This window comes from Amycolatopsis jejuensis (genome assembly GCF_000717335.1).
Lineage (GTDB): Bacteria > Actinomycetota > Actinomycetes > Mycobacteriales > Pseudonocardiaceae > Amycolatopsis > Amycolatopsis jejuensis.
The window spans coordinates 68,247-79,898 of record NZ_JNYZ01000014.1; the positions used below are offsets into that span (position 1 = coordinate 68,247).

Sequence of the window (11,652 nt, forward strand, 5' to 3'; positions counted from 1 at the left end):
GGGTCCGCACCCGGGATCAGCCGGAGAACCAGCGCTGGGGACCGGGGCGCAGGTTCTGGTGGATGTGCTTGACCTCGGTGTATTCCGCCAGCCCTGCCGGGCCGAGCTCGCGCCCGAAGCCGGACTGCTTGTAGCCGCCCCATTCCGCCTGGGGCAGGTACGGGTGGTAGTCGTTGATCCACACTGTGCCGTGCCGAAGCCGGTTCGCCACGCGCTGGGCCCGTGCGGCGTCCTGGGTGAACACCCCGCCGGCGAGGCCGTAGTGGGTGTCGTTGGCGATGCGGACTGCGTCGTCCTCGTCGGTGAAGGTCTCCACGGTCAGCACCGGTCCGAACGACTCCTCGACGACGGCAGTGCTGCCTTGGCGCACGTCGTCGAGGATCGTCGGGAGGTAGTAGAAGCCGTCCTTGAGCGCCGGATCGTCCGGGCGCTTGCCGCCGGTGCGCAGGACGGCGCCTTCTTCGAGCGCGGTGGCGACGTAGCGTTCCACCTTCTCGCGGTGCGCGGCGGAGATGAGCGGACCGGTCTCGGCGTTCTCGTCGAACGGCCCGCCCAGCCGGATCCGCTCCGCGCGGCGCACCAGCTCGGCCACGAACTCGTCGTGCCATTCCCGCTGCACGATCAGCCGCGCACCGGCCGAGCAGACCTGGCCGGAGTGCAGGAACACCGCGGTGAGGGCGTAGTCGACGGCGGTTTCGAAATCCGCGTCGGCGAACACCACGTTCGGGTTCTTGCCGCCCAGTTCGAGGGCGACCTTCTTCACGGTGGCCGCCGCGTTCGCCGCAATCACCCGTCCGGTGGCCAGGCCGCCGGTGAACGACACGAGGTCGACGTCCGGGTGCTGCGACAGCGGGCCACCGGCAGCCGGACCCGCGCCCAGCACCAGGTTCGCGACGCCGCCGGGCAGCCCGGCCTCGGCGAGCAGCCGCATGAACAGGATCGACGTGTGCGGCGTCAGCTCGCTCGGTTTGAGCACGAACGTGTTGCCCGCGGCGAGCGCCGGTGCGATTTTCCAGACTGTCTGCAACAGCGGGTAGTTCCACGGGGTGATGAGGCCGCACACCCCCACCGGCTCGTGCACGATCCGGCTGAACGAGTCCGCGCTGCCGGTGTCCACGATCCGGCCCGCGTCGTTGCCCGCGAGCTTGCCGAAGTACCGCAGGCAGGCGGCGATGTCGGTCATGTCGTAGCGGCTTTCGACCAGGCGTTTGCCGGTGTCGAGCGATTCGGCGCGGGCGAACTCCTCGGCGTCGCGGTCGAGCAGGTCGGCCGATCGCAGCAGCAGGTTCCCGCGTTCGGCGGCCGGGGTCGCGGGCCACGGCCCGGTGTCGAACGCCCGGCGCGCGGCGGCGATGGCGGCCTCGGTGTCCTCGGCAGTGGCCTCTGCGACCTCGCCGACCAGCGATCCGTCGGCCGGACACCGGATCTCCCGCCGCCCGCCTGCGCGCGCGTCCACCCATTCGCCGCCGATGTACAAGTCCGCCATGGGGTCCTCTCGGGCTCGGGTCCGACCGCAGTATCCCGGCCACGGGGCGTGACCGCTACCTGACCGACCGGACAGATGATCTCCCCGGTCGTGGAATTGCCCTGCCGTCCCGGTTGTGATCCGGGACGCGGGTGGCCGGACCCCGGTGGCGCCCGTCCGTAGACTGGCCGGAGCGAAGGGCGAGGTGGAGGGGTGACGATGCTGGACTCGGTGCACGGACCGGCGGACCTGAAGCGCATGAGCGTCGAGGACCTCGGCGAGCTGGCGGCCGAGATCAGGGACTTCCTCGTCGACAAGGTGCGCCGCTCGGGCGGGCACCTCGGCCCGAACCTCGGCGTCGTGGAGCTCACGCTCGCGCTGCACCGCGTGTTCGACTCGCCGCGCGACGCGATCGTGTGGGACGTCGGGCACCAGGCATACGTGCACAAGATCGTCACCGGCCGGCACCCCGGCTTCGACCTGCTGCGCCAGCAGGGCGGGCCCACCGGGTACCCGTGCCGCGGCGAGAGCGAGCACGACCTGGTGGAGAACAGCCACGCGTCCACCGCACTGTCCTATGTGGACGGTCTGGCGAAGGCGTTCGAGCTGTCCGGCGGGCCGCGCCGGCACGCGGTGGCGGTGGTCGGCGACGGCGCGCTCACCGGCGGGATGTGCTGGGAGGCGCTCAACAACATCGCCGCGCGCAAGGACCGGCCGGTGGTGATCGTGGTCAACGACAACGGCCGGTCGTACTCGCCGACCATCGGCGGGATGGCCGACCACCTCGCGTCGCTGCGCTTGCAGCCCGGGTACGAGCGGCTGCTGGACGGTGGACGCGAGCTGCTGCGGGCCACCCCGGTGGTGGGCAAGCCGATCTACGCGGCCCTGCACGCGGCGAAGGCCGGGATCAAGGACGCGCTGAGCCCGCAGGAGATGTTCTCCGACCTTGGCCTGAAGTACCTCGGCCCGGTCGACGGGCACGACCTGGTGGCGTTGGAGAAGGCGTTCCAGAGCGCGCGGGCGTTCGGCGGCGCGGTGATCGTGCACGTGGTCACCGAGAAGGGCCACGGGTACGCGCCCGCGGTGAACCACCAGGCCGACCAGATGCACCAGACCGACCCGATCGACCCGGAGACCGGCCTGCCACCGGTGAAGGGCCCGAGCTGGACCGGCGTGTTCGGCGACGAGCTGGCGAAGATCGGCGCCGAGCGCGAGGACGTCGTCGCGATCACCGCGGCGATGCTGCGCTCGACCGGGCTGGAGAAGTTCGCGGAGAAGTTCCCGGACCGCTGGTTCGACGTCGGCATCGCCGAGCAGCACGCGGTCACGTCCGCGGCCGGGCTCGCGATGGGCGGCTGCCATCCGGTGGTCGCGGTGTACTCGACGTTCCTGAACCGCGCGTTCGACCAGCTGCTGATGGACGTCGCGCTACACCGCCAGCCGGTCACGCTGGTGCTGGACCGGGCGGGCATCACCGGCCCGGACGGCCCGAGCCACCACGGCATCTGGGACCTGTCGCTGCTGGGCATGGTGCCGGGCATGCGGGTGGCCGCGCCGCGCGACCCGGGCACGCTGCGCGAGGAACTGCGCGAGGCGGTGGCGGTGCAGGACGGCCCCACCGCGCTGCGGTTCTCGAAGGGCAGCGTCGGCCCGGACGTGCCGGCGGTGGAGCGGATCGGCACGGTCGACCTGCTGCGCCGCCCGTCGGCCTCTACTGATGTGCTGCTCGTCGCGGTGGGCCCGTTCGCGAAGCTGGCGCTGTCGGCCGCGGACCGGCTGGCGGACCAGGGCATCGGGGTGACGGTCGCGGACCCGCGCTGGGTGGTGCCGGTGCCTGCGGAGCTGGTCGCGCTGGCGGAGCAGCACAAGCTCGTGGTGACGGTGGAGGACAGCGGCCGCCATGGCGGGTTCGGGTCGGCGCTGGCAGCGGTTCTGCGTGATGCGGAGTGTGATGTGCCGCTGCGTGATCTGGCGGTGCCGCAGGCGTTCCACGACCACGGGACTCGGGACGAGGTACTGGATCGGGTGGGCTTGACGGCGCAGGATGTGGCCCGGCGGATCACGGAGTGGGCGGCGGGGCGGTTGGGGTCGGATGTGGCTCCGGCGGAGAACCGGCAATCCTGACGCGCTACTCCTCACTCCGGTCTGAAGCGCCCCAATGTGGCATTGGGTGCATGTGACGCAGCGAATGCCACATTGGGTGCGTGGGGTGCAGCGAATGCCACATTGGGTGCGCGGGATGCAGCGAATGTGGCATTGGGCCGCTGCGGGGTCTGAGCGTCACTCGAACCGGGTCATCACATGCTTCACCCGGGTGTATTCGGCGAACGAATACGCCGACAAATCCTTGCCGTGTCCCGAGTGGCCGTACCCGCCGTGGGGCATTTCCGCCGTCAGCGGGCCGTGGGTGTTGACCCAGACGCAGCCGAAATCCAGGTCGCGTGACACTCGGGCCGCGCGGGCCACGTCGGTGGTCCAGACCGACGACGCGAGGCCGTACGGGACGCCGTTTGCCAGGTCCAGCGCTTCCGTCTCGTCGGCGAACGGCTGTACCGTGATCACCGGCGCGAAGACCTCCTGCTGTACCAGCTCGTCGTCCTGGTGGAGGCCGGACACCACGGTCGGCGCGAGCTGGAAGCCTGGTCCCACAGCGGTGCCGCCGGTTTCGACCCGGGCGTGTGCCGGGAGGCGGTCCAGCAGGCCGAGTACGCGGTCCAGCTGGGCGCGGCTGTTGAGCGGGCCGTAGTCGACCCCCGGGCGCTGCGTGGCGGCGATCTTCGTCAAAGCGGCGACCAGCGAGTCGTGCACGCTCGCGTGGACCAGTACGCGACTGCCTGCGGTGCAGTCCTGACCGGCGTTGTAGAACGCGGCGCCCACGATCCGTTCGGCGGTGTCGGCATCGCTGTCCGGGAAGACCAGCAGGGGAGCGTTGCCGCCGAGTTCGAGGTGCGTGCGCTTGAGGTCGGCCGCGGCGACGGTCGCCACGTCGATTCCGGCGCGGGTCGAGCCGGTGATGGACACGAGATCGGTGGCCGGATGTGCGACCAGTGCGCGTCCGGTTGCCCGGTCGCCGCACAGCACGTTGAACACGCCGGGCGGCAGGAATTCCGCCGCGAGCTGTGCCAGCAGCACGGCGGTGGACGGCGTGGTCTCGGCCGGTTTGAGCACCACGGTGTTACCCGCGGCGAGGGCCGGGCCGATCTTCCACACGCCCATCATCAGCGGGTAGTTCCACGGCGCGATCTGCGCGCACACGCCGACCGGCTCGCGGCGGATCACCGACGTGTGCCCCTCCAGGTACTCGCCCGCGCCGGTGCCTTCGAGCTGACGCGCGGCGCCCGCGAAGAACCGCAGCGCGCTCACGCTCTCCGGGATTTCCTCCTCCAGCACCACGGCGCGGATCTTGCCGGTCTCGCGGACCTCCGCGTCGGCGAACTCCGCCGCGCGGGCCTCCAGCGCGTCGGCGATCTTGAGCAACGCGTGCTGGCGCTGGGCCGGGGTACTGCGCCGCCAGGTCCGGAACGCGCGGGCGGCTGCGGCCATCGCGGTGTCCACCTCGGACTGTCCGGAAAGGACACTCGTCCCGAAGGCTTCGCCGGACGCGGGGTCGGTCAGGTCGAGTTTTCCTTCGGCATCAAGGGAAGCGCCGTCGACTAAGTTCAGGACGTGGGTCACGAATGCTCCAAATGGGTCGGGGCGAACATCTTCAGCACCGCGGGCAGGACCACGACGGACGGACCTGGCGTGCGAAGGGCTTCGGCCAGGTCGGCGCGGATGGAGTCCACCGTGGACTGTCGAGCCGGAATGCCGAACGACTCCGCCAGCGCGACGAAATCCGGCCGGGGCAGCTCGGTCGCGGTGGTCTGGCCGAACGCGCCGGTGAGGTATTCGCGCAGGATGCCGTACCCGCCGTCGTCGATCACCAGCCAGGTCACGTCGAGGTCGTGCTGTACGGCGGTGGCCAGCTCGGCCAGGCCGTACATCGCGCCACCATCGCCGGACACTGCCAGCGCGCGCACGCCCGCCGCGGCGGCGCCCAGCGCGCCCGGAAGGCCGTAGCCGAGTCCGCCCGCGCCCTGTGCAGTGTGGATCGGCGCGCCGTCCGGATTCCACGCCGACCACGCCCAGTACGCGGCGATTGTCATGTCCCAGAACGTCTGCGTACCCTCGGGGAGCGCGGCCCGGACGTCCTCGATCAGTTTGCGCTCCACGTCGAGCGGCTGACTGTCCAATCGGGACGCCACGCGCGCGAGCAGGTCCTTCACCGCGGTTTCGGCGCGACCGTCGGCGGGCCGCGGCCGGAGCCGGTCCAGCAGCGCGCGGAGGGTGAGCCGGACGTCGGCGTGCAGCCCGAGCGCGGGGTAGTTCGACTCCAGTTTCCCGAGATCGGCTTCCACCTGCACGATCCGGCCGCGCGGCGCGAACTCGCGGTAGTTGCTGGACAGTTCGCCCAGTCCGGAGCCGAGCACCAGCAGCACGTCGGCGTCGGCGAGGAACTCCGTGGTGTACCAGTCTTCCAGCCACGACTGCGCGGACAGCTCGTGGTCCCACGCGAATACGCCCTTGCCGCCGAACGTCGACACCACCGGCGCACGCAGGGCCTCGGCCAGCCGTCGCAGTTCGTCGGAAGCACCCGATCGCAGTGCGCCGCCACCAGCGAGAATCACCGGATTCTCCGCGCTGCCAAGGAGTTCCGCCGCTTCCGCAACCAGCTCCGGCAGCGGTTCGAGCTGCTTGACCTCGGCGGGGACCACGGTCAGCGGCGGCAACGTCGTCGAAGCCAGCAGCACGTCCTGCGGGATTTCCACCCACACCGGCCCGTACGGCGCCGTCGCCGCGGAGGTCCACGCCTCGCACAGCGCCGTCGGGAGCTGGCTCACCGAGCGGACCACGTGCACCGACTTCACGATGTCGCGGAAGCTCGCCTGCTGGTCGGGCAGTTCGTGCAGGTACCCGTGCCGCCCGCCGCCGAGCCCGGCGACCGGGATCTGGCTGGAGATCCCGAGCACCGGCACCGACGCCGCCCGCGATTCCTGCAGCGACGCCAGCGTGAGCAGCGCACCGGGCCCGGTCGACACGATCATCGGTGTGACCGGCACCGGCCCGTGCGGATCGGCGGCGAGCCGGGCGCGGGCGTACCCGTCGGCGGCGAACGCGAGGTTGTTCTCCACCCGCGAGCTGACCACGCGCAGGTCACCGGCCCTGCGCAGCGCTTCGAACAGGCCAAGCGCGTGCTGTCCGGGCAAACCGAACACGGTGTCCGCGCCGAGCGCGCGCAGGGTCTCGACGACGACGTCACCGCCGATGCGGGTCATTCGCTCTTCCCCAAGGCCAGCAAGCTCACCAGGTCGTACGCGACATGCGAAGCGGCGACCGCGGTGATCTCAGCGTGGTCGTAGGCCGGGGCGAGCTCCACGACGTCCGCGCCGACCAGGTTGAGCCCGCGCAGGCCGCGCAGGATTTCCAGCAGTTCCCGGCTGGTCATGCCGCCCGCCTCGGGCGTCCCGGTGCCGGGGGCGTGCGCGGGGTCAAGCACGTCGATGTCCACGGACACGTACAGCGGACGGTCGCCGATGCGCTGCCGCAGCGCGTCCACCGTCTCGTCGACACCGCGGCGCAGCACGTCGCCGGACGTGACGATCCCGAAGCCGAGCCTGCGGTCGTCTTCGAGGTCGCGCTTGCCGTACAGGGGTCCGCGCGTACCCACGTGTGAGACCGCGCTGGTGTCGAGGATCCCTTCTTCGACCGCGCGGCGAAACGGCGTGCCGTGCGTGTATGGCTCGCCGAAGTAGGTGTCCCAGGTGTCAAGGTGTGCGTCGAAGTGCAGCAGTGCGACCGGACCGTGCTTCTTCGCCGCCGCGCGCAGCAGCGGCAGCGCGATGGTGTGGTCGCCGCCGACGGTCACCAGCCGCGTCGTACCCGCAGTGAGCGCTTCGGCTTCCTGCTGCAGCTTTTCGATCGCTTCGCCGATGTGGAATGGATTGACCGCGATGTCTCCGGCGTCGACGACCTGCTTCGCGGCGAACGGCGAAACGTCCAGACCCGGGTGGTACGGCCGCAGCAGCCGGCTCGCTTCGCGCACCGCGGCAGGCCCGAACCGCGCGCCGGGCCGGTAGGACACGCCGGAGTCGAACGGCACGCCGACCACTGCTACGTCCGCGCGCGGCACGTCGTCGATGCGCGGCAGCCGCGCGAACGTCGCGAAGCCCGCGAAGCGCGGAATTTGCGACGAGTCGAGCGGGCCGACCGGAGGCTGTTCACTCACTGGGGTAACTCCTGTCTTGACTCAGATGTACTGCGCTCTTCGAAGCCGTGTAAGCGTTGCGTCCACACGGAAAGAATGCTGTCCGGCGTACGCGGCGTCGAGAGGCTGACACCTACGTACACGACAAGGCTTACCCCTAGACCCCAATAGATCGGACTCTGCGCCGCAACCCCGTCGACAATCATGAAGGCGATCACGGACACCGTCCCGGCCACTATCGACGCGTACGCGCCCTGACGGGTCCCGCGCTTCCAGAAGAGCGCGCCGACAATCGTCACGAGCAGACCGCCCACGAGGATGTCGTACGCAATGGTGAGCGCGTTGACGACGTCGTCCACGAGCATGGCGATCCCGATGGCGCCGACGCCGAGCACGAGCGTCGTCACGCGGTTGCGAAGCAGTTCGCCACTCTTCAGGCCCACCTTGCGCAGAAGGTCTGACGTCGTCGTGGCGGCGCACGCGATCAGCGCGCCACTCGCGGTCGACATCAGGGCCGACAGCGCCGCTGCCAGCACGAGACCGCGTACGCCGGTAGGTAGCAACCGTTCGGCGATGGTGGCGAAGGCGTCCTGCGCGCTACCGAGGTCTGGGTACAGCGCCTTCGCCGCGGTACCGATCAACGCGCCTGCAACGCCGTAAACGAGGCAGTAGACGCCAGCGATAATGCCGCCGCCGGTTGCGACCCGCGGCGTGCGCGCGGTGAACACGCGCTGCCAGATGTCCTGTCCGATCAGCAGGCCGAAGGTGTAGACCAGGAAGTACGTCAGGATGGTCTCGCCGCCGATCGCGCTGAACTCGAAGTACGACGCATCGAGTTTCGCGGCCATTCCGCCGAACCCGCCCGCGGAGACGACCGCGACCGGCAGCAGCACGAAGAGGATGCCGACGGTCTTCACCACGAACTGGGCGATGTCGGTGAGCGTGATCGACCACATCCCGCCGAGCACCGAGTACAGCACCACGATGGACCCGCCCAGCGCGATCCCGGCCCAGCTCGGGATCGAGAACAGCACCTTGAAGATCGACGCGAACGCCAGCGTCGAGGTGACCGTGAGCATCAGCGTGTAGCCCCACATCACCACGCCGGACACCGCGCTCGTACGCCCGCCGTACCGCAGGTCGAGCATCTCGCCGACGGTGTACACACGCAGTTTCACCAGCCGCCGCGCGAAAACCGCATGCAGTACCAGGATTCCGACCCCGATGGTGATCACCAGCCAGGCGCCGGAGACCCCGTAGGTGTAGCCGAGCTTCACGCCGCCGACCGTGGACGCGCCGCCGAGCACGACGGCCGCCATCGTGCCCGAGTACATCGGCCAGCCCAGCCGCCGCCCGGCGACCAGGTAGTCGGACTTGGTCCTGGCCAGCCGCAGGCCGATCCAGCCGACCCCGATCATGCCCGCGATGTACAGCGTGATCACCGCGTAGTCGCCGCCCACGGTGGTCCTCCCTCGATGCCGGTGTGGGGGTCCTAGCGGACACCGTAGGGTCCGCGGGCCGCCGGTGGGCCGGGATGATCCGTCCAGGACTTCCCGGCGGACTGGAGGAAATGACCCGCCGCTGCCCTCGTTGGTAACCGGAAAGTTACCTGGAGTAATTGATCGTGCCTCTCAGGTGCTCTCAGGAACCTGTGGGATTGTGGTCTGGTGCGAGTTCTGGTAGTCGAAGACGAAGAGCCACTGGCCGACGCGATCGCCCGCGGGCTGCGGCGGGAGGGCATGGCCGTGGACGTCGCGCTCACCGGCGACGACGGGCACGAGAAGTCGTCCGTCACGCGGTACGACGTCGTGCTGCTCGACCGCGACCTGCCCGGCATGTCCGGCGATGACCTGTGCCGCGAGATCGTCACGTCCGGCGAGCTCACCCGCGTGCTCATGCTCACCGCGAGCAGTTCGGTGTCCGACCGGGTGGACGGGCTGTCCCTCGGCGCGGACGACTACCTGGCCAAGCCGTTCGCGTTCCCCGAGCTGGTGGCGCGCGTACGGGCGCTCGGCCGCCGTGCGACCCCGGCCGCGCCGCCGTTGCTCACCGCGGGCGACGTCGAGCTGGACCCGGCGAAGCGCACCGTCCGGCGGGCGAGCGGGCCGGTCGAGCTCACCCGCAAGGAGTTCGGGGTGCTCGAGGTGCTGCTGTCGGCCGCGGGATCCGTGGTGAGCAGCGAGGAACTGCTGGAACGGGTGTGGGACGAGAACGCCGACCCGTTCACCACCACCGTCCGCGTCACGGTGATGACCTTGCGCAAGAAGCTCGGCGAGCCCGGCATCATCGAGACCGTGGTCGGCTCGGGTTACCGGGTGCCGGTGGCCGGCGCGGAGTGAAGCTGCCCGGCACCCGCAGCCTGCGGGTGCGCGTCACCGTTCTGGCGACAGTGCTGGTCGCCGCCGCGGGTCTGCTGCTGTTGTGGCTCGCGTGGACGCTAGTCGGCGACGCGGTCGACGCGGTGCCGCACATGCCGCCGGGCACCGTCGTGCGGGTGGACGGCGTGGATGTCGACGCGTCCACGCTCGCGCAGCATCTGCGTACGCACGCGGTGAACCGGGTGCTGGTCTTCGGCTCGCTGGCGTTCCTCTTCGTGGTGGCCGCCGCGGCAATCCTGGCGTGGACGTTCACGTCTCGCGTGCTGCGGCCGCTGCGCGAGATCACCGGTACGGCGCAACGGCTTTCGGTGGAATCGCTGGGCGAGCGCATCGGCGAGATCCGCTCGCGCGACGAGCTGGCCGAGCTGGCGCGCACCTTCGACGACATGCTCGACCGGCTGCAGGACGCCTTCGATTCCCAGCGGCACTTCGTGGCCAACGCGAGCCATGAGCTGCGTACGCCGCTGTCGGTGATCCGGACCGAGCTGGACGTCACGCTGTCGGACGAGCACGCGGACGAGGCCGAGTTCCGCCGGATGGCCGGGGTGGTGCTGGACGCGACGGAACGCGCGGGTCAGCTGGTGAATTCGTTGCTGCTGCTGGCCCGCACCGACGGAGCGGGCCTCGCGATGCGCGAGCGCGTGGATCTGGCGGCGCTCGTGGACCGCGCGTGGCGCGCCGTCCGCGGGGAGGCCGAGCAGCGGGGCCTGCGTGCGGAATTCGCCCTGCAACCGGCCCCGGCGATCGGCGATCCTGCGCTGCTGGAACGGATTGCGGGCAACCTGGTCGAAAATGCGGTGCGGCACAACGTGGACGGCGGCTGGATCGAGGTCGGCACCGAACCGGGCGCGCAATGGTCGACCCTGCGGGTGCGCTCCTCGGGCGGCTTGCTCGACCCGGCGGCGGTCCCGGAGCTGTTCCAGCCGTTCCGCCGCGCGGGAGTCGCGCGAACGGCCCGCTCAGGCGCGGGGCTGGGGCTGTCGATCGTGCGCGCGGCGGTGCAGGCACACGGGGGAACGGTGTCGGCGGAACCGGTGGTGGGCGGGGGATTGACGGTCACGGTTCGCCTTCCGGCCGCGTAGCACCCCGGTCTACGATGGTTCTGGTGGGAGAAACGATCGACCGGCGGACGCTTCGTGACGACACCGCGGAGATCATGCGACGGGTGGCAGCAGGAGAGAGTCTTGTCGTGATGTCCGGCGGGCATCCGGTCGCTGATCTGGTGCCGCACCGGGCCCGCCGGACGCTCGCCGAGGTCCAGGAGGCGTTCCGTGCGCTGCCGCCGATGCACAGCTCGGAATGGCGCCGCGAGCGGGACGCCGATGACGTCGTCTTCGGACCGGATGATCCAGGGCGGCCCGGGCACCACCGGTGATCGCTCGGGCCTGGACGCAGCTTGGCCCGTCGAGTGTCCTCGGGCTCGAACGCCGCGGACCCGGTTCGAAACCGGCCGTTCGACCTCAAAGCGGCCAAGATGTACGGCACCGTTGCGGCGCTGGTCCGGCGGATCGGGCGGGATCCGCGTCCCCGCTTTCCTGGTATCCGGCGTCTGATCGGGGCGGCCC

9 protein-coding genes are annotated in these 11,652 nt (G+C 70.5%); 4 read left to right on the forward strand and 5 right to left on the reverse strand.

Going from position 1 to position 11,652, the window contains the following annotated elements:
* Window positions 1-16: 16 nt before the first annotated feature.
* Window positions 17-1,486, reverse strand: coding sequence for an aldehyde dehydrogenase family protein (locus tag OO71_RS21225; RefSeq protein WP_033291590.1), 1,470 nt, complete (start codon window positions 1,484-1,486; stop codon window positions 17-19).
* A 192-nt stretch (window positions 1,487-1,678) separates the two neighbouring features.
* Here OO71_RS21225 and dxs point away from each other — a divergent pair, with 192 nt between their 5' ends.
* Window positions 1,679-3,589, forward strand: a complete 1,911-nt coding sequence (gene dxs, locus OO71_RS21230; protein ID WP_033291591.1) for a 1-deoxy-D-xylulose-5-phosphate synthase — start codon at window positions 1,679-1,681, stop codon at window positions 3,587-3,589.
* Window positions 3,590-3,745: 156 nt separating this feature from the next.
* Here dxs and OO71_RS21235 read toward each other — a convergent pair whose 3' ends face one another.
* The 4 genes from OO71_RS21235 to OO71_RS21250 are packed head-to-tail and all read right to left on the reverse strand — an operon-like array spanning window position 3,746 to window position 9,169.
* A complete protein-coding gene (locus tag OO71_RS21235; RefSeq protein ID WP_033291592.1) occupies window positions 3,746-5,140 on the reverse strand; it encodes an aminobutyraldehyde dehydrogenase in 1,395 nt (464 codons plus the stop codon).
* On the reverse strand, window positions 5,137-6,780 hold the full coding sequence (locus OO71_RS21240) for a thiamine pyrophosphate-binding protein (RefSeq protein WP_033291593.1): 1,644 nt from the start codon (window positions 6,778-6,780) through the stop codon (window positions 5,137-5,139). Before OO71_RS21240 ends, OO71_RS21235 begins: the two co-directional genes overlap by 4 nt.
* Window positions 6,777-7,730 carry an agmatinase gene (speB, locus tag OO71_RS21245; RefSeq protein WP_033291594.1) on the reverse strand — a complete coding sequence of 318 codons (954 nt, stop codon included), beginning with the start codon at window positions 7,728-7,730 and terminating at the stop codon, window positions 6,777-6,779. The genes OO71_RS21240 and speB overlap by 4 nt, the downstream gene beginning before the upstream one ends.
* The gene (locus tag OO71_RS21250) at window positions 7,727-9,169 is read right to left on the reverse strand and encodes a sodium:solute symporter family protein (protein ID WP_033291595.1); all 1,443 of its coding nucleotides are present in this window, start codon (window positions 9,167-9,169) and stop codon (window positions 7,727-7,729) included. Before OO71_RS21250 ends, speB begins: the two co-directional genes overlap by 4 nt.
* A 207-nt stretch (window positions 9,170-9,376) precedes the next feature.
* On the opposite strand from OO71_RS21250, the gene OO71_RS21255 reads away from it, so the two are divergent.
* From OO71_RS21255 to OO71_RS21265, 3 genes are read left to right on the forward strand one after another with little or no spacing between them, the layout of a single operon-like run.
* Window positions 9,377-10,048: a response regulator transcription factor gene (locus OO71_RS21255; protein ID WP_033291596.1), complete on the forward strand. Its 672-nt coding sequence runs from the start codon at window positions 9,377-9,379 to the stop codon at window positions 10,046-10,048.
* Window positions 10,045-11,169 carry a sensor histidine kinase gene (locus OO71_RS21260; RefSeq protein WP_033291597.1) on the forward strand — a complete coding sequence of 375 codons (1,125 nt, stop codon included), beginning with the start codon at window positions 10,045-10,047 and terminating at the stop codon, window positions 11,167-11,169. The genes OO71_RS21255 and OO71_RS21260 overlap by 4 nt, the downstream gene beginning before the upstream one ends.
* Before the next feature lie 23 nt (window positions 11,170-11,192).
* Window positions 11,193-11,462, forward strand: a complete 270-nt coding sequence (locus tag OO71_RS21265; protein ID WP_156096454.1) for a type II toxin-antitoxin system Phd/YefM family antitoxin — start codon at window positions 11,193-11,195, stop codon at window positions 11,460-11,462.
* Window positions 11,463-11,652 lie beyond the last annotated feature (190 nt).

What these genes read in the sequence shown, in the direction of transcription:
- OO71_RS21225 (WP_033291590.1), bottom strand. Translation starts at nt 1,486, where the DNA reads ATGGCGGACTTGTACATCGGCGGCGAATGGGTGGACGCGCGCGCAGGC.
- OO71_RS21240 (WP_033291593.1), bottom strand. Translation starts at nt 6,780, where the DNA reads ATGACCCGCATCGGCGGTGACGTCGTCGTCGAGACCCTGCGCGCGCTC.